This window comes from Mammaliicoccus sp. H-M34 (genome assembly GCF_022386495.1).
In the GTDB taxonomy this organism is placed as follows: Bacteria; Bacillota; Bacilli; order Staphylococcales; family Staphylococcaceae; genus Mammaliicoccus; species Mammaliicoccus fleurettii.
Genome location: NZ_JAJNIK010000006.1, coordinates 53247 through 71173 on the forward strand (window position 1 = coordinate 53247; position 17927 = coordinate 71173).

19 protein-coding genes are annotated in these 17927 nt (G+C 31.5%); 10 read left to right on the forward strand and 9 right to left on the reverse strand.

Features of this window, described 5'->3' with window-relative positions; translation table 11 throughout:
- The 9 genes from pcrA to LQ608_RS08895 form a co-directional block, all read right to left on the reverse strand.
- Window positions 1-2181 (reverse strand): DNA helicase PcrA, encoded by a 2181-nt coding sequence (gene pcrA / locus LQ608_RS08855; RefSeq protein ID WP_078358233.1) that lies wholly within the window; start codon window positions 2179-2181, stop codon window positions 1-3.
- A gap of 12 nt (window positions 2182-2193) precedes the next feature.
- Window positions 2194-2877, reverse strand: coding sequence for a heptaprenylglyceryl phosphate synthase (gene pcrB / locus LQ608_RS08860; protein ID WP_239734531.1), 684 nt, complete (start codon window positions 2875-2877; stop codon window positions 2194-2196).
- A gap of 107 nt (window positions 2878-2984) precedes the next feature.
- Entirely contained in the window at window positions 2985-3686 is a 702-nt protein-coding gene (locus tag LQ608_RS08865; RefSeq protein ID WP_239751369.1) for a M15 family metallopeptidase, read from the reverse strand.
- A gap of 728 nt (window positions 3687-4414) precedes the next feature.
- Window positions 4415-4717: a YerC/YecD family TrpR-related protein gene (locus tag LQ608_RS08870; protein ID WP_078358228.1), complete on the reverse strand. Its 303-nt coding sequence runs from the start codon at window positions 4715-4717 to the stop codon at window positions 4415-4417.
- A gap of 78 nt (window positions 4718-4795) precedes the next feature.
- Window positions 4796-6091, reverse strand: a complete 1296-nt coding sequence (purB, locus tag LQ608_RS08875; protein WP_115337266.1) for an adenylosuccinate lyase — start codon at window positions 6089-6091, stop codon at window positions 4796-4798.
- Between the two features lie 301 nt (window positions 6092-6392).
- Window positions 6393-6569 (reverse strand): NETI motif-containing protein, encoded by a 177-nt coding sequence (locus tag LQ608_RS08880; RefSeq protein ID WP_078358225.1) that lies wholly within the window; start codon window positions 6567-6569, stop codon window positions 6393-6395.
- A complete protein-coding gene (locus LQ608_RS08885) occupies window positions 6559-7128 on the reverse strand; it encodes a DUF2179 domain-containing protein (RefSeq protein ID WP_078358224.1) in 570 nt (189 codons plus the stop codon). The genes LQ608_RS08880 and LQ608_RS08885 overlap by 11 nt, the downstream gene beginning before the upstream one ends.
- Before the next feature lie 64 nt (window positions 7129-7192).
- A complete protein-coding gene (gene nadE / locus LQ608_RS08890; protein WP_239751371.1) occupies window positions 7193-8014 on the reverse strand; it encodes an ammonia-dependent NAD(+) synthetase in 822 nt (273 codons plus the stop codon).
- Window positions 8014-9486 carry a nicotinate phosphoribosyltransferase gene (locus LQ608_RS08895; protein WP_078358220.1) on the reverse strand — a complete coding sequence of 491 codons (1473 nt, stop codon included), beginning with the start codon at window positions 9484-9486 and terminating at the stop codon, window positions 8014-8016. Before LQ608_RS08895 ends, nadE begins: the two co-directional genes overlap by 1 nt.
- Before the next feature lie 144 nt (window positions 9487-9630).
- On the opposite strand from LQ608_RS08895, the gene LQ608_RS08900 reads away from it, so the two are divergent.
- From LQ608_RS08900 to hisIE, 10 genes are all read left to right on the forward strand, one after another.
- Complete coding sequence (locus tag LQ608_RS08900; protein WP_239751373.1) at window positions 9631-10797, forward strand: MFS transporter; 1167 nt, start codon at window positions 9631-9633, stop codon at window positions 10795-10797.
- Between the two features lie 185 nt (window positions 10798-10982).
- A complete protein-coding gene (locus LQ608_RS08905; RefSeq protein WP_078358217.1) occupies window positions 10983-11813 on the forward strand; it encodes an ATP phosphoribosyltransferase regulatory subunit in 831 nt (276 codons plus the stop codon).
- A 14-nt stretch (window positions 11814-11827) separates the two neighbouring features.
- Entirely contained in the window at window positions 11828-12445 is a 618-nt protein-coding gene (hisG, locus tag LQ608_RS08910) for an ATP phosphoribosyltransferase (RefSeq protein WP_078358216.1), read from the forward strand.
- Complete coding sequence (hisD, locus tag LQ608_RS08915) at window positions 12435-13691, forward strand: histidinol dehydrogenase (protein ID WP_239751375.1); 1257 nt, start codon at window positions 12435-12437, stop codon at window positions 13689-13691. The genes hisG and hisD overlap by 11 nt, the downstream gene beginning before the upstream one ends.
- Before the next feature lie 3 nt (window positions 13692-13694).
- Complete coding sequence (locus tag LQ608_RS08920) at window positions 13695-14705, forward strand: pyridoxal phosphate-dependent aminotransferase (protein WP_239751377.1); 1011 nt, start codon at window positions 13695-13697, stop codon at window positions 14703-14705.
- Window positions 14677-15255 carry an imidazoleglycerol-phosphate dehydratase HisB gene (gene hisB, locus LQ608_RS08925; protein WP_239751380.1) on the forward strand — a complete coding sequence of 193 codons (579 nt, stop codon included), beginning with the start codon at window positions 14677-14679 and terminating at the stop codon, window positions 15253-15255. Before LQ608_RS08920 ends, hisB begins: the two co-directional genes overlap by 29 nt.
- Complete coding sequence (hisH, locus tag LQ608_RS08930) at window positions 15255-15836, forward strand: imidazole glycerol phosphate synthase subunit HisH (RefSeq protein WP_239751383.1); 582 nt, start codon at window positions 15255-15257, stop codon at window positions 15834-15836. The genes hisB and hisH overlap by 1 nt, the downstream gene beginning before the upstream one ends.
- Entirely contained in the window at window positions 15829-16533 is a 705-nt protein-coding gene (hisA, locus tag LQ608_RS08935; RefSeq protein ID WP_078358207.1) for a 1-(5-phosphoribosyl)-5-((5-phosphoribosylamino)methylideneamino)imidazole-4-carboxamide isomerase, read from the forward strand. Before hisH ends, hisA begins: the two co-directional genes overlap by 8 nt.
- Entirely contained in the window at window positions 16530-17288 is a 759-nt protein-coding gene (hisF, locus tag LQ608_RS08940; protein WP_239751384.1) for an imidazole glycerol phosphate synthase subunit HisF, read from the forward strand. The genes hisA and hisF overlap by 4 nt, the downstream gene beginning before the upstream one ends.
- The gene (hisIE, locus tag LQ608_RS08945) at window positions 17285-17917 is read left to right on the forward strand and encodes a bifunctional phosphoribosyl-AMP cyclohydrolase/phosphoribosyl-ATP diphosphatase HisIE (protein ID WP_239751385.1); all 633 of its coding nucleotides are present in this window, start codon (window positions 17285-17287) and stop codon (window positions 17915-17917) included. Before hisF ends, hisIE begins: the two co-directional genes overlap by 4 nt.
- The last annotated feature ends 10 nt before the right edge of the window (window positions 17918-17927 follow it).

The following is a 17927-nucleotide window of genomic DNA, read 5'->3' on the forward strand; positions in this document are numbered from 1 at the left end:
TTACTCTCCCTTTTTCTCAATTGGTGCAAATTGAGCTAATAAACGTTTTGGTCCTTCTTTTTTGAATATAATATCCAATTCAACTGAACCATTTTTATCATTTACAGCACTGACCATACCTTCTCCCCATGATTTATGAGTAACTTTATCACCGACATTCCATGAAGTTTCTGGTTTTTGTTGCGTATTCATACGTCCTGCAAATCCACGTTTCGGTGCAGAAGTCTGTTTTGTTTTAAATGAAGTTTTCGGCTTAACACCATCCAGTAAATCTTCTGGAATTTCTTTTAAGAATCTAGATTTCATATTAGCTTGAGATCTACCAAATAAAGTACGCGTTGTGGCGTGAGATAAATGAAGCTCTTGTTCAGCACGTGTTATAGCAACATATGCTATTCTTCGCTCTTCTTCCATTTCATGTTCTTCGCCAGATTGTAAACTTCTAAAGTGTGGAAAAATACTTTCTTCCATACCAATTATAAAGACAACTTTAAATTCTAATCCTTTTGCAGAGTGCATTGTCATCAATGTAACGCCCGCTTCTAGATCAGCATTATCAACATCTGCAACTAATGATAAATCTGTTAAGAAATTCATAAGTGATTGTTCTTCTATAGGTGTATTTTTCTCATAGTCTCTAGGAACTGATAAGAATTCATCAATATTTTCAAGTCTACTTTGAGATTCAATAGTTTGTTCATTTTCAAGCATACGTCTATATCCAGATTTATCTAATATTTGTTCAACAAGTTCAGTAATAGATAAAAACTCTTGCTGTTGCATTAAGTTATTCATCATCTCATAAAAATCAGCACCCTCTTGAGTGACCTTTTTAGATAATCCTATAAAATCAACTTCACCTAAAGCATCAAAGTAACTCAAGTTATTCATAGCTGCATATTGTGCGATTTTTTGAACAGATGTTGGACCTACACCACGTTTAGGTGTATTAATAATTCTTTCAAAACTTATATCATCATTACTGTTTGATACTAATCTTAAATAACTAAGTATGTCTTTAATTTCTTTACGATCATAGAATTTCGTTCCGCCAACCATTGTATAAGGAATATTTGATTTCAAGAATGTTTCTTCAAGTACACGAGATTGAGCATTCGTTCTATATAATATAGCTATATCTTGATTATTATAGCCTTCTCGTTTTTTCTTTAAGATTTCACGAATAACGTATTCCGCTTCGTCTCTTTCAGTTGTAGCTTCATAATATTTAATTTTTTCACCTGATGTATTATCTGTCCATAAAGCTTTTGGTTTACGCTCTGAATTATTACGTATTACTTCATTAGCAGCTGTTAAAATCGTTTTTGTAGACCTGTAATTGCGTTCTAAAAAGATTGTTTGTGCTTTTGGATAATCTTCTTCAAACGATAAAATATTTTTAATATCCGCGCCTCTCCAACCATAAATAGATTGGTCAGAGTCACCCACTACACAAATATTTTGAAATTTACTTGCTAATAAATTAACAAGTGTATACTGCGCTTTGTTTGTATCTTGATATTCATCCACATGAATATATTGGAATTTATTTTGATAAAATTCTAATACTTCAGGTACACGATCAAACAGTTGAATCGTCATCATAATTAAATCATCAAAATCCAACGCATGATTTCTCAATAATTTATTTTGATATCCTTTATATACACGTGCAACCATCATTGCATAGAAATCATTTGCTTCTTTTTCTGCATCTTCAGCAGTCTTTAATTCATTCTTGAGGTTTGATATTGCTCCAATAAATGTTCTAGGTTCATACTTTTTACTATCTATGTTTTCCTTTTTCAAAATTTCTTTTATAACAGATTTTTGGTCAGTAGGATCAATAATAGTAAAGTTTCTTTCAATTCCTATTCGATCAATGTCGCGTCTTAAGATTCTTACACACATTGAGTGGAATGTTGAAATCCAAATGCTTTCAGCTTCAGGTCCAACTAAATGACTAATTCTTTCTTTCATCTCTTTAGCTGCTTTATTTGTAAATGTAATAGCCAACACATTGTAAGGATTAACTTCTTTTTCATCTAATAAATATGCGATTCTATGTGTTAACACTCTTGTCTTACCACTACCAGCACCTGCCATAATAAGTAATGGGCCTTGAGTTGTTTGGACTGCTTGTTTTTGTTCGTCATTCATTCTATCTAACAATGCGTTCATAAAAACCTTCCTTTATTGTTTTACTTTTACTGTTTGTAAAGCTTTCTTCAAATCTTTATATATAATATTGCCAACAACGATTGTATCAGCAAATTCAGCCATCTCTTTAGCTTTTTCTTTATTGTTAATGCCCCCACCATATATTAACTGAGCATTTTCTAAATGTTCTTTCACTTCTTTCACTTCATCAACATTTCCATATTTCCCACTATATTCTAAATAAAATATTGGCATGTGATATAACTTGTCGACCATTCTTGCATAACTTATCAAATCTTCAATATCCAATTGAGTTCTAGCTTCTGTCAGTTTAGCAACTTTACTATCCTCATTCATGACGACATAAGCTTCAAGAAATATTTCATCAAAGTCCATCATGTAACCATATTTCTTTATTGCTTGTTGAAGTATACCATTGTGGTAATCAACTTTATTACTATTTAATACACTCGGTACAAAATAAAAATCAAAACCAGGTACAACACTTTCAATATTAGAAATTTCTAAAGCACATGGTAATGGATAGCGTCTAACACGACTCATAAGATTTAATACATTATCTTCTGTAACATTATCTGTACCACCAATTATAATGGCGTCAGTACCAGATTCACATACCATCATTAAATCCTCATCTGTAATGGATTTAGCAGGATCTAATTTAAACACATGTTTCCATAACTTTATATCGTACATAGTTAAACTCCTTTAAATATCATAAGATTAATTATAGCATTTTTACCTTTAAATTCCGAAACTAAATAGGTTAATTCACATAAAAAAAGAAGCGAACTTTTCGCTTCTTACATACCATAATTATAGTATTCTTCTAATGTTGTATTTTGCTTATTTATTTCATTTGCTAAATCTTTACCTACATATCTTAAATGCCAAGGTTCATATTGATAACCTGTAATGTTCTCTTTACCATTAGGATATCTCACGATAAAACCATATTTATGTGCATGCTCTTTAATCCATTTTCCTTCGTTTGTATTACCAAAAGATTTTCTAAAATCATCAGTCGCTTTATTAGATCCCACATCAAATGCTAATCCAGTTTGATGTTCAGATTTACCTGGTTTCGCGCTATATTGATTTGCTGCTTTTTCTCCATCTCTTGCTACATAATCATTATATAACTGTTCTTGTTCTTCATATGAACGGTATCCACTTCTAAAAACAACATCTAATCCATCATTTCTAGCATCTTGAATCAGTTGGTTCAATTGATTTCTTGCAGTTCTATTTTCACCTGGTGCGTAATCACTAGGTAAGTCTACTTTCTTATTTGCGAAAACATGACCATCAACATAAGTTATGCCATCTTTCTTCTTAATATTAGGTTGCTCATTTTTTTGATTACTTTTGTTATTTTGACCATTAGATTGTTCTTCTGTAGATGATTTATCCTCTGTATTTGAATGATTGCTTGAATCATTATTTACGTCACATGCACTTAACACTATAGAAGTTATTCCAACGATTAAAAATAGTTTCTTCATGTGTAACGCTCCTTAATTTACTGAATTTAATTATTATATTACTATTTTAATAATTAATCAAAATAAATAAGCATATCTTACGATTTTGTTCGCGCATGCTTGCCTAGGGGTATGGCTCGAGCCTGTAGTCTCTCACTCATACTATTCCCACAGGCGTCAGCACTTTACAAAATCACTACCAATAAACTAGTTTTATAAAAATCTTACGATTTTGTTCGTGCATGCTTGCCTAGGTATGGTTCGAGCCTGTAGTCTCTCACTCATACTATTCTCTTAGGCGTCAGCACTTTACAAAATCACTACTAATAACCATTTTTATAAAATCTTACGATTTTGTTCGTGCATGCTTGCCTAGGGGTATGGTTCGAGCCTGTAGTCTCTCACGCATACTATTCCCTCAGGCGTCAGCACTTACAAAATCGTTAGAAATATCCGTTTTTATACAAAAATAAGAGCAGAAATTCAATTTTAATAATGAATTTCTGCTCTTTTTAAAGTTTTAGGATATTTATGTCTTAAGCTCCATTTTGTATTCAAATCTGCTTTTAACGTACCTCTTACCTGCCCGCGGAAAGCATGCGCATAAAAAAATGCCAACAAAGTCTATTACTTTTCGGGTAATATTTTCATAAAAAATAAGAACAGAAATTCATTATTAATAATGAGTTTCTGTTCTTAATAAATTTCTGGGACATTTATATCCTAATCTTAAAAAGTATTCATACTATTTATTTTTCAAAATCAATATTCATTCTTTCAAGTATCATCGTGTATGCATCATTACCCCATTGTAAAGATCTTTTAACTCGAGAAATAGTCGCAGTTGATGCGCCAGATTCTTTCTCGATATGTGCATATGTGAATCCTTGTTTGATCATTTTCGCAACTTGTAATCGTTGTGATAATGACTGTAATTCATTGACAGTACATAAATCATCAAAAAATTGATAACATTCTTCTCTAGTCTCTAGTGTTAGTACAGCATCAAATAGTTCGTCTAATGCTTTACCTCTTAATTTTTCGATTTGCAAAAAATCAACCCCTGTTTAATATAAGTTCATTAATTGCATTTTAACGCACTAACCTATTAAAGTACAGTATAAAGAATTTTATTCAATACCAGCTCTTCTAAATATAGTATCTACTTGATTTAAGTGATGCTTTTCATCGAAACATTCATCTAATTCAGTTTCACTTAACAAGTTCGTAATTTTCTCGTCTTGTTCTACTAGAGTTCTAAATGGTGTTTGTGTTTCCCATGACTCCATTGCTTTTGGCTGAACGATATCATAAGCCTCTTCTCTAACCATCCCTTTATTAATAAGTGTTAACATAACACGTTGTGAATAAATAAGTCCAAATGTCTTATCGATATTACGTTTCATATTTTCAGGATAAACAGTTAATCTATCAATGATATTAGTGAATCTATTTAAAGCGTAATCTAAAGCAATTGTAACATCTGGTAACATGATTCTTTCAGCTGATGAATGAGAGATATCTCTTTCATGCCATAATGGTACATTTTCATATGCAGTTGTAACATATCCTCTAATAACACGAGCTAAACCTGTTACATTTTCAGATCCAATTGGATTACGTTTGTGTGGCATTGCTGATGATCCTTTTTGACCTTTTGCAAATGCTTCTTCTACTTCACGTGTTTCAGTTTTTTGTAAACCACGTACTTCTACTGCAAATTTTTCAATAGAAGTTGCAATTAAGCCTAAAGTTGCAATGTAATAAGCATGGCGATCACGTTGTAGTGTTTGTGTAGAAACAGGTGCATAATCTAAACCTAATTCTTTACATACATGCTCTTCAATTTCAGGTGGAATATTCGCAAAAGTACCAACTGCACCACTCATTTTTCCAACTTCAATTTCTTCACGAACACGTTTGAATCTTTCTAAGTTACGTTTCATTTCTGTATACCAAAGTGCCATTTTTATACCAAATGTTGTTGGCTCAGCATGTACACCATGTGTTCTACCCATCATTAACGTTGTCTTATGTTCAATCGCTTTATTCTTTAAGACTTCTAAAAATCTTTCTATATCTTTTTCTATAATTTCATTAGCTTGTTTAATTACATAACTAAGCGCAGTGTCAACAACATCAGTTGACGTTAAACCATAATGTACCCATTTACGTTCTTCACCTAATGTTTCAGATACTTGTCTAGTAAACGCTACGACATCATGGCGCGTTTCTTGTTCAATTTCTTTAGCTCTATCAACGTCGACTTTAGCATTTTGTCTTATTAGTTTAACATCCTCAGCTGGAATATGTCCTAACTTGCTCCATGCTTCACACGCTAGTATTTCAACTTCTAACCATGCTTCAAAACGATTTTGTTCAGTCCAAATATTAGCCATTTCTTCTCTAGAATAACGTTCAATCATTGATAAATTCTCCTATCATTTTTTAGTCATTTACATTATAACAAACATTTTGTAACACGTACATTATTTATAAAATATCAAATAAAGTTCGTAATTAGATTGTTAAATCATTTATCTCTCTCATTATATATTGTAACAGTCGGATAATAAATTGAAAGTAGTTTCCCATTTATAATTTATATGTTCTTATAATCGCATCTTTGTTTTTTCATAAAAAATAAAGACAATATAAAAATAAAATACCCTTGGAAGTTATATTTTTCGACTAACTTCCAAGGGTATTTTGATTTCAAATAATCATTTAATCATTCATTTTTTTGCCTACAAATTGTATTTCTTGTCTAAGTACTTCAATATCACCGTTCTTCTTTTCGATAAAGACAGGTTTTTCAAATCTTTTCACTGGTGTATAACCTTGTTCTTTCATTCTATTAAGACACATTTCTATCGTTTCATTTTCTTCAACTCTAAACTTCATCAGTATCATACGCCTTTAATTTTTTACTTCGTACACCTTTAACCCAGAAACCACCGTGAATGTTTTTAGGTTCATATGCAATAATGAAAGCTTTTGAATCTAACTGTTTTATTGTGTCCATTAATTTCAATTCAAATCTACGTGGTGTTAATATTTGCATTACAAGACGATCTCCATCTCTTCCTTTTGCAACATAATGTGTAACACCATACCCAAAGTCTCTCAACTTTCTAGGTAAATCTGTTTCATATTCTGCAGTTGTAACGTTCACAACGATATAACCTAATGCTATCTTTTCTTCTATCTTCATGCCTACAATAATACCCGTTGCAAATCCAAGTGCATAAGCTAATATATTCTGAATTTGGTCAAGACTATTTATTACTAAACCTAACCCGATAACATAAACGACTACTTCAAGTACACTCACAGCAGCGGCTATATATCGATATCCTTTTAGTGTTAAAATCGTTCTCATTGTTAAACAGGATACATATACTATATTAATTACAAATATAGAAAGTACCATTAGCCATGGATTATCTAATATAGCTGACATGCAAACCCTCCATTTATTAAAATACTGGAATTATTTTATCAATCAAACTTATGAAAGTCACGCATTATTTTGGCCAAGTATATCTTGTATAAGGCATTTCTCTTTTATGTGCATTTCTTACATAATGATTCTGAATAATTTCTTGATCTTTTTCATTTATTTTTTTACCTTCTAAAAAGTCATCAATTACATCATAAGTTACTCCCAAAGCTTCTTCGTCTGGTAAAGCTGGTTTATCTTCTTCTAAATCAGCAGTAGGTACTTTATTAATTAAATGTTCTGGACCATTTAAATATTTTAAGATTGCTTTACCCTGTCTTTTATTCAAGCCAAATAAAGGAGCTATATCACAAGAACCATCACCAAACTTAGTGAAGAATCCAGTAATATTCTCAGCCGAATGATCAGTTCCTAGTACAATACCGCTATGTGCTGAAGCAATTGAATATTGAACTTTCATGCGCTCTCTCGCTTTTTCATTTCCTTTTTGAAAATCTGTAAGTTCAACACCTGATTCTTTTAATGATTGAATACTTGCTTGAACTGCAGGTTTAATATTCACTGTTATACGTTTGCTTGGATTAATAAAATCTAAAGCATCTTGTGTATCTTGTTCATCAAACTGTTCACCATAAGGCAATCTAACAGCGATAAATTGATATTGTTCATTTTCTTCAGCATTTAATTCTTCTACTGTTAACTGTGCTATTTTACCTAGCAATGTTGAATCTTGACCGCCTGAAATACCTAATACTAATGACTTCACAAAACTATGAGCTTTTATATAAGATTTCAAAAAATGTTTAATCTCTTCAAATTCACTTTTAGGGTCTATTACTTTTTTTACATTCATTTCTTTAACTATGATTGATTGCAAATCTCTCATTACTGTTCCACATCCTTAATAGATTCGGCAACTCTTTCTGCAACTTCAAATATTTTTTTATTCTTATTATCCCAACAAGCTTTACTTAAGTCTACAGGGTACTCTTCAGGATTTAAATAACGTTTATTTTCTTCCCATAATATCTCAAGGTTATCAAATGCAAATTGTTTTATATCATTAATTTCTGGCAATGAATAAACAAGTTTACCGTTTGTAAAAATATCGTGATGTAAATCAACAGCTTTAAAGTTTTTAATATATTTCATTTTATAAGTATGAACGGGATGGAACATTTTTAAACGTTCTTCTTTGTTTGGCTCTTCGTGTTCTAAAGTTATATAATCTCCTTCAGATTTGTTCGTTAAAGTATTAATAACTCTATAGACATTTTTCTTACCAGGGACCGTAACTTTTTCTGCATTGTTAGAAATTTTAATACGATCTGAAAGTTCACCATTCTCATCTTCAATTGCCACAAGTTTGTATACAGCACCAAGAGCTGGTTGATCATATGCGGTAATAAGTTTAGTACCTACACCCCAAGCTGTAACTTTTGCTCCTTGTGCTTTTAAACTTGTGATTGTTTCTTCATCTAAGTCATTTGAAGCAAATATTTTTGCATCAGTGAATCCCGCTTCATCTAACATTCTTCTTGCTTCTTTAGATAAATACGCAATATCACCTGAGTCTAATCGAATACCTATAAAATTAATTTTATCGCCTAACTCTTTTGCTACTTTAATAGCGTTTGGTACACCGGATTTAAGTGTATGGAATGTATCTACGAGGAAAACACAATTTTTATGTCTTTCAGCATACTTTTTAAAAGCAATGTATTCATCGTCATAAGTTTGTACCATTGAATGAGCATGTGTCCCAGAAATCGGAATACCAAATAATTTACCTGCTCTAACATTACTTGTTGAGTCAAAGCCCCCAATGACCGCTGCTCTTGCACCCCATATAGCAGCATCCATTTCTTGTGCTCTTCTTGTACCAAATTCCATGACAATTTCATCACGTACCACTTGCTTAATTCTACTTGCTTTCGTAGCAATTAAAGTTTGGAAATTCACGATGTTTAATAGCGCTGTTTCAACTAGTTGAGCTTGAATTAATGGTGCTTCAACTCTAAGGAGAGGTTCATTATTAAAACATAACTCCCCTTCTTTCATCGCTCTAATGTTACCTGTAAAACGTAAAGCTTTTAAATAATCTAAATAATCATCTTGATATCCAATTTCTCTCAAATATTCAATATCTGAATCTGTAAACTTGAAATTTTCAATAAATTGTACAATTCTCTCTAATCCACTAAAAATAGCATACCCACTATTAAATGGCATACTTCTAAAATATAGATCAAATATAGCTTTACGTTCATGAATCCCATCATTCCAATAAGTTTCGCCCATATTGATTTGATATAAATCCGTGTGTAACATTAAACTATCGTCTTCATATTTATACATTATTCAATACTCCTCAGGTTATATAATTTTATATTATTTTATCATACTTTCTAATTTAAATTTTAAAAAGTAACTTAAATATATCAAGTCATTTATCTCTATGATAAAATACTTAAGATGTAAAATTTAGTGGGAGGCTAACAAATGAAAAATTCTTCATTCAAAAAATTATTTATTATACTTTCAATTATTGTAGCTATCTCCGGTTTCTCACAAGGAATGCTCTTACCATTAATTTCAGTAATATTTGAACGTAACGGCATTTCTAGTTCATTAAACGGTATACATGCAACCTCTTTATATATTGGCGTATTTCTTTCTTCATTCTTTATTGAAGGACTTGTACGTAAATCCGGTTTTAAATATATGATACTAATTGGTGGCGCTATAGTTGCCTTATCTTTATTGTTATTCCCTACATTAAAAACTTTATCTATATGGTTTATTTTAAGACTTTTAATTGGTGTTGGTGATAACATGCTTCATTTTAGTACACAAACATGGTTAACACATATGACACCGAAACATAAACTTGGTAGAACAATTTCAGTATATGGATTCAGTTTTTCAGCAGGGTTTATGCTTGGACCTTTATTAGCTAAACTCGTAGACATTTCAGAAGCATTACCATTTATTCTTTCAGCAATGCTCTCTATCATTACCATTTCGTTAGTACTTTTAATTCATAATGAATTTCCTTCATCGAATGTGCGTCCTATTAGCATGATTAATACATTGAAAAACTTCGGAGACGTCATAAAAACATCATGGATTGCTTTCATGTTTCCATTATTATATGGATTATTCGAAGCGGGACTACATAGTAACTTTCCAGTTTATGGTTTAAGAAATGGTCTTGATGTAACGAGTATCACATTAATATTACCAGCGTTCAGCTTAGGTGCTATTCTATTCCAAGTACCGTTAGGAATGTTTAGTGACATTCATGGTAGAAAAAAAGTATTACTCTGTTTAACTTTAATTGGAAGTATCATATTCCTCTTAGGTGACTTTTTACCTAATACAACCTTTATAATGATGGGATTATTTTTAATTGCAGGACTCTTTACAGGATCATTTTATGGTTTAGGTGTAAGTTATATGACAGACTTAACACCAAAGCATAACCTACCCGCTGGAAACTTAATGATCGCAATGTCATTCAGTATTGGTAGTATGATAGGACCAATATTAGGCGGAACAATTATTCAAATATCAAACGGAACGATATTCTTCACAATGATTGCTGTATTTGTATTTATCGTGTTCATACTACTATTAGTTCACCGAACACCACAACAAATAGAATAATATACGAAATATAAAATACGGACGAACCAAATTGCATATGCAATTTGGTTTTTTTAATTTATAGTTGTTTGATAATTTAAATATTCAGAACTTTCAATTGATTAGTTAGTTTATGCATGTTATAGTATCATTTATAATTAAAAAAATACTTTAACTTGGTAGAGAGTAAAAGCGAGGTTTATAATATGGATTATGTAAAATATAAAGATGACGTTATTAATAAGAAAGAAAAGGAACTTAAGTTCTTAAAGTATTTTAGTTCTAAAGATTTTGAAGTCATCGATATGAACTTCATTGAAAAACTACAATGGAAACAATTGACTCAGGATGATTTAAATAGTCTAGATACTAGAAGTATTTGGAAAAATGGTGATGCTTTTTATAGTTTAAGAAATGACTGGACTGATCAAATTCAGCATTATAGCCGCGAATATCAATTAAAAGCATCTCGTGTTACATACGCTGGTCCTATTTCAATTAATGAACATATATTTACTAATTTAGGTGTAGAGATATTTAATCCAACAAGAAATGATATGTTGCAATGTTATCAGTACATTCATGATTTCATTCAAAAGGAACTTGAACTTAATGTAGACTTTGCAGTTATTGGTCATTATCAATTATTCGACCTTTTATTGCCTAAAGAAGAACAAACTGAAGAATTATTTCTAGCAATAAGTGAAAGAAATATTTCAAAAATTTCTAAATTACTTTCTCAAAACCATACTTTAGTTCAACTATTAAAAACACCAACACATCATCAATTAGATTTCTTAACGAATTTTGCTGATGTTGAACATCCAACATATAAATCGTTACAGTATTGGAAATCTACTCTTGAGGCATCAGGCATTAATCATATCCATTTAGATATTACAACGATGCCTCCAAAATCATATTATGTAGGAAGTTTTATACAACTTTATCAAAATAATAATCGTAACCCTATTGCATCGGGTGGACACTATAACGGTACTTTAGAAGGTTTCGGGTTCGGTATTCAATTAAATTAATTTAGGAGGTTATTATGTTAACAGTTGCGCTAAGTAAAGGACGTCTTTTAAAAGATTTTATTAAATTTATAGATTCAAATGGAAATTCAAAATGGTCAGACGCGCTTAATAAAAGAGAGCGTAAACTGCAAATTCAAGTCGAAAATGTAAGATTTATCTTAGTTAAAGGTCATGATGTACCAACTTATGTTGAACAAGGTATTGCTGATATTGGTATAACGGGCAGTGATATTCTTGATGAAAAAGACAAACTCAATGTTAATAACTTGGTTGATTTACCTTTTGGGTTTTGTCATTTTGCAGTTGCAAGCAAACCAGATGTTACAGAATATAAAAAAATTGCCACAACATATGTGAAAACTACTAAAGCATATTTTAAAAATAAAGGACAAGATGTTTCTATCATTCCCCTATCTGGTTCAGTAGAATTAGCTGCCGTTGTGAATATGGTTGATGCAATAGTTGATATTGTTCAAACTGGCACTACTTTAAAATCTAATGGACTTGTTGAAAAAGAATCTATTGGGGATATAAATGCAAAATTAATAACAAATAAACATGCTTTCTTTAGTAAATCTAATGTGATCGAATCATTTATAGAAGAAATTGGGGTGTCTATCAATGCTATCTAAAACACAGTTTATTAAACAATTTGAGCAAGACAGACTTGCTGATGAGCGTAATACTGAAAGTGTAAAAAACATCATTCAAGATGTAAAAACAAATAAAGATCAAGCAATATTTAAATATAATAAAAAATTTGACAATATTGATCTAGAACAAATTGAAGTGCCTCAACATGAAATTAAGAACAGTATTAATCTTATCTCAAATGAATTAAAATCAGCACTCGAAACGAGTCATAAATATATTAAAGCGTTTCAACAAAAAATAAAGCACGAAAATGTAACTACAGGACAAACTTATCAACTTTACCATCCAATTGAAAAAGTAGGTATTTATGTTCCAGGTGGAAAAGCAAGTTATCCTTCAACAGTTTTAATGACAGCTACTCTTGCAAAAGTAGCAAATGTTAAAGAAATCATAGTTGTTACCCCACCACAAAAAGATGGCATTGACCCTGCTATATTAGCAGCATGTCATATTACAGGGGTAAATCGTGTGTTTCAAGTAGGTGGTGCTCAAAGTATTGCAGCACTTGCATATGGTACAGAATCAATACCTAAAGTAGATAAAATTGTTGGTCCCGGTAATCAATTTGTCTCACTAAGTAAACAATTACTATATGGTGTAGTTGGTATTGATCAAATAGCTGGTCCAAGTGAAATTGCACTTATTGCTGATGAGCATTCAAATGTGGACTATATCATTCAAGATATTTTAGCTCAAGCTGAACACGATGAACAAGCTCGAACTTTCTTATTATCAACAGATCAGTCATTTATAAGTAAAGTTAATCAAAAGCTTCAACAAGCAATAGATCAAGCACCTAGAAAAAACATTATTGAGAAAAGCATAAAAAACTTTCATTATCCTATTTTAACAACAGATATTAATGAAACGATTGAAGTCGTAAATTATATCGCACCAGAACATTTATCTATTCAAACGACTGAACCAAACTTATATATTGGCAAAATCAAATATGTTGGCGCAATGTTTTTAGGTCAATACTCACCTGAAGCAATTGGTGATTACGCTGCAGGTCCAAGTCATGTACTACCTACAGATCAGACAGCAAGGTTTTCAAATGGTCTTACTGTAAATGATTTCTTAACTAGCCACTCTGTTATTCATCTTGATGAACATGCTTATCAAGAAATTGCGCCGAGTGCAATTGCATTAGCTGAAGAAGAAGGTTTATACCAACATAAACAATCATTAGAAGTAAGATTAACAAACAACGAGGAGTCGTGAAATATGATTAGAATTAACAAAAACGAAAGTCCAATTCCTGCTTTGGATGAAGAAATATTAAAAGAAATTATATCCAATTCAGATTTTAACTTTTACCCTGATGAAGAATATGATGCATTTATAAATGCTTATGCTAATTATTATCAATTATCACCTAATCAAATTTCAGCAGCAAATGGTTCTGATGAATGGATTCAAAAATGTATGATTGCTTTACCAGATGGTCCAGTATTAACATTGAACCCTGACTTTTTCATGTACACAGCATATGCTCATCAAATTAATCGCCCTATCCATTATGTTGACGCTGAACAAGACTATACATTTTCATTAGACAAAATCAAAAATGAAATACGTCGTATCAAACCAGCATTTTTTATTATGAGTGTTCCACATAATCCTTCAGGTATTCAATACTCTCCAGAATTTTTAGAAGAAATTTCTAAGTTGATGAAGGAAATCGGAGGATACTTTGTTATTGATGAGGCATATTTAGATTTTGGTGATGCTTATGAAATCGAATTGAAAGATCACATCATTCAAATGAGAACATTAAGTAAAGCATTCGCACTTGCTGGATTAAGAGTTGGTATAGTTATTTCTACAGAAAAAACGATTCAAACTTTAAATAGTATTGCACATCCCTATCCTTTAAACACTTTAACTTTAACAATAGCAACTGCGCTATTTAATGATAAGGACCTTGTAAGCTCTTTATTGAACCGACAAAGACAATTATGTGTAAAACTTAGAACAATATTCGAAAATAATGTAAGTGACATTATTAATGTTTTGCCATCAAAAACAAATTTCGTATTAACATATGGTAACTTAGCTCAAGATTTAGGCAAATATATTTATAGTAAAGGGTTTTTACCTAGGTTTTATGATGAACCTAACATGAATCAAACTGTACGCTACTCTATCGCAACTGAACCACAGTTAGAAGACTTAGAAAAAGTCGTAAAAGAATGGAGGCAAAGATATGACTTATCAAAAAGCAAGATCAACTAAAGAAACGGATATTAATATTCAATTGTTATTTAATGATGAAGTATCTCAAATTAATACTGGTGTAGGATTTTTAGATCATATGCTCACTTTATTTAGTTTTCACAGTGGGATAACTTTAAAAGTAAATGTAGATGGTGATACACATGTAGATGACCATCATACAGTTGAAGATATAGGTATTGTAATTGGTCAATTACTTTTAGAAGCAATTAAGGACAAAAAATCATTTAGTAGGTATGGCACTTTTTATATTCCAATGGATGAAACCCTAGCGCGTGTTGTAACAGATATAAGCGGTCGTCCCTTCTTATCATTTAATGCACAATTTTCTCGTGAAAAAGTTGGAACTTTTGATACTGAACTTGTAGAAGAATTTTTTAGAGCACTTGTAATTAATGCTAGATTAACAACACATATAGATTTAATTAGAGGTGGTAACACGCATCATGAAATTGAAGCTATATTTAAAGCATTTGCAAGAAGTTTAAAAATTGCCTTAAGTAAAGATGATTTCGATGGTGTCCCATCATCTAAGGGTGTGATTGAATAATGATAGCAATTATCGATTACGGTTTAGGTAATATTAAAAATATTGAACGTGCCCTTCTCCATTTAGGTTATGAAGCTGAATTAACATCAGACATTACGACTATAAAAAATAGTACACATGTAGTGTTACCTGGTGTTGGTCATTTCAAAGATGCAATGAATCAATTACAAAAAAGTGGTTTAGATAAAGTACTTAATGAAATAAAAGATACACATAGAATTATTGGAATCTGTTTAGGCATGCAAGTTCTATTTGAATTTAGCGAGGAAGGTGCTACTAAAGGACTCGGTCTACTTGAAGGTAAAGTTAACCCTATAGAAAGTCCCTATCCAGTACCACATTTAGGTTGGAATAATTTACAAAGTGAGCATCCTATATTAAATGGTGATGTTTATTTTATACATTCATATCACGTTTCAACTAATTTACCTGTTATAGCGACTGCAGATTATGGGCAACCGATTACTGCAATTGTTCAACAAAAAAATATTATTGGCATTCAATTTCATCCTGAAAAAAGTGGTGACTATGGACTTGAAATTTTAGATTTAGCATTGAAAGAGGGGTTTTTAAATGATTGAAATATGGCCAGCAATTGATTTAATTGATTCAACAAGTGTGAGATTAACTGAAGGTAAATATGATTCAAAGGAATCCATGGCACGCACAGCCGAAGAAGCCATCGCCTTCTATTCAAAATTTGACCAAGTCTCTAGAATTCATGTTATCGATTTAATAGGAGCAAAAAAACAGCAACCAACAGAAGCGGACTACATAGAACAACTTGTTAATTTAACACATTTACCAATTGAAGTTGGTGGTGGCATTAGAAGTATCGACACGATTCAATCATATTTCGACAAAGGAATAGAATATATCATTGTCGGAACAAAAGGCATTCAAGATTTAAATTGGTTAAAACAAATTACAAACCAGTTTCCAAACAAAATTTATTTATCTGTTGATGCATACGTTGAAGAAATCAAATTAAACGGTTGGATTGAAGATGCAGGTATGAATCTATTCGACTTCATTAAAAGAATTGAACATCTTCCAATCGGAGGTATTATTTATACTGACATATCAAAAGATGGTAAGTTATCTGGACCTAACTTTGAGTTAACTGGCAAATTAGTGCAATCAACTTCAATTCCAATTATTGCATCTGGTGGAATAAGAAACAAAGATGATATCGATCAACTTAATCAATTAAACGTCCATGCAGCTATAGTTGGAAAAGCAGCAAATACTGATGAATTCTGGGAGGGTATTTCATGATCAAGAAAAGAATCATCCCTTGTTTAGATGTAAAAGATGGTCGAGTCGTTAAAGGTATAAAATTTAAAGGATTAAGAGATATAGGACACCCAGTCGAATTAGCAGAATATTATAACGAAGCAGCAGCAGATGAACTCGTGTTTTTAGACATATCTAAAACTGAAAATGGACATCAAATGATGTTAGATATTATTAGTCAAACTGCTTCTAAACTTTTTATTCCTCTAACTATTGGTGGAGGCATAAGTACTCTAGACGATATTTCTACCCTTCTAAATCATGGTGCTGATAAAATTTCTTTAAACTCAAGTGCTTTACGTCATCCTAATTTCATACGTGAAGCAAGTGACAAGTTTGGAAAACAATGTATTTGTATAGCTGTTGATGCTAAGTGGGAAGAACAACTTCAAGATTGGTATTGCTATACTCACGGTGGTAAACAAAGAACAGATAAACGTGTGCTAGACTGGGTCAAAGAAGTAGAAAGTTTAGGCGCAGGTGAATTGCTTGTAACAAGTATGGATTATGATGGTGTTAAACAAGGCTTCGACCACAAATTATTAAGTGAAATTACTAAACTCGTAAACATTCCAGTCATAGCTTCAGGAGGCGGAGGTAATAGTCAACATTTTGTCGATTTATTCACAGAAACAGACGTATCAGCTGGACTTGCTGCTAGTATCTTCCATGATAAAGAAACAACAATTCAAGCCGTTAAAACACATTTATCTAAAGAAGGAGTGAATGTACGATGAGTCAATTAACACCTGATTTTTCAAAAGGTTTAGTGCCTGCAATATTGCAACATTACCAATCAGGTCAAGTACTAATGCTTGGCTATATGAATGAAGAAGCTTATAACTTAACAGTTCAAGAAAAAGTGTGCTGGTTTTATTCAAGAAGTAAAAATCGTCTTTGGAAAAAAGGTGAATCTTCAAATAATATTCAACATGTTTTAGATATAAAATTAGATTGTGACCAAGATACAATTTTATTACAAGTTAATCCAGATGGACCAACTTGTCATACTGGTTCGATTAGTTGTTTCAATACCGATGAACCTTATTCTCTTGAATCGTTAGAGTCAACAATTCAAGAAAGTGCAAACTCAAATAATCAAAAATCTTATACTAACTATTTGTTATCTGAAGGTATAGATAAAATCACAAAAAAATTTGGTGAAGAATCTTTCGAAGTTGTTATAGCTGCTATGAAACATGATAACTTGGAACTAACTAATGAAGTAGCAGATGTACTTTACCACCTATTTGTTCTTCTTCATGATCGAGGCGTGAAATTTGAAGAAGTAGTTGATGTATTGAAAGAACGTCACAAAAAATCAGGTAATTTTAAAGGTGAACGCAAGAATATTAATAATTGGTAATTTGTCATAA

What these genes read in the sequence shown, in the direction of transcription:
- LQ608_RS08900 (WP_239751373.1), top strand. Translation starts at nt 9,631, where the DNA reads ATGAAAAATTCTTCATTCAAAAAATTATTTATTATACTTTCAATTATT.
- hisB (WP_239751380.1), top strand. Translation starts at nt 14,677, where the DNA reads ATGACTTATCAAAAAGCAAGATCAACTAAAGAAACGGATATTAATATT.
- hisD (WP_239751375.1), top strand. Translation starts at nt 12,435, where the DNA reads ATGCTATCTAAAACACAGTTTATTAAACAATTTGAGCAAGACAGACTT.
- pcrA (WP_078358233.1), bottom strand. Translation starts at nt 2,181, where the DNA reads ATGAACGCATTGTTAGATAGAATGAATGACGAACAAAAACAAGCAGTC.
- hisIE (WP_239751385.1), top strand. Translation starts at nt 17,285, where the DNA reads ATGAGTCAATTAACACCTGATTTTTCAAAAGGTTTAGTGCCTGCAATA.
- pcrB (WP_239734531.1), bottom strand. Translation starts at nt 2,877, where the DNA reads ATGTACGATATAAAGTTATGGAAACATGTGTTTAAATTAGATCCTGCT.
- hisH (WP_239751383.1), top strand. Translation starts at nt 15,255, where the DNA reads ATGATAGCAATTATCGATTACGGTTTAGGTAATATTAAAAATATTGAA.
- nadE (WP_239751371.1), bottom strand. Translation starts at nt 8,014, where the DNA reads ATGAGAGATTTGCAATCAATCATAGTTAAAGAAATGAATGTAAAAAAA.
- LQ608_RS08865 (WP_239751369.1), bottom strand. Translation starts at nt 3,686, where the DNA reads ATGAAGAAACTATTTTTAATCGTTGGAATAACTTCTATAGTGTTAAGT.
- hisG (WP_078358216.1), top strand. Translation starts at nt 11,828, where the DNA reads ATGTTAACAGTTGCGCTAAGTAAAGGACGTCTTTTAAAAGATTTTATT.
- LQ608_RS08885 (WP_078358224.1), bottom strand. Translation starts at nt 7,128, where the DNA reads ATGTCAGCTATATTAGATAATCCATGGCTAATGGTACTTTCTATATTT.
- LQ608_RS08920 (WP_239751377.1), top strand. Translation starts at nt 13,695, where the DNA reads ATGATTAGAATTAACAAAAACGAAAGTCCAATTCCTGCTTTGGATGAA.
- hisA (WP_078358207.1), top strand. Translation starts at nt 15,829, where the DNA reads ATGATTGAAATATGGCCAGCAATTGATTTAATTGATTCAACAAGTGTG.
- LQ608_RS08880 (WP_078358225.1), bottom strand. Translation starts at nt 6,569, where the DNA reads ATGAAGTTTAGAGTTGAAGAAAATGAAACGATAGAAATGTGTCTTAAT.
- purB (WP_115337266.1), bottom strand. Translation starts at nt 6,091, where the DNA reads ATGATTGAACGTTATTCTAGAGAAGAAATGGCTAATATTTGGACTGAA.
- LQ608_RS08905 (WP_078358217.1), top strand. Translation starts at nt 10,983, where the DNA reads ATGGATTATGTAAAATATAAAGATGACGTTATTAATAAGAAAGAAAAG.
- hisF (WP_239751384.1), top strand. Translation starts at nt 16,530, where the DNA reads ATGATCAAGAAAAGAATCATCCCTTGTTTAGATGTAAAAGATGGTCGA.
- LQ608_RS08895 (WP_078358220.1), bottom strand. Translation starts at nt 9,486, where the DNA reads ATGTATAAATATGAAGACGATAGTTTAATGTTACACACGGATTTATAT.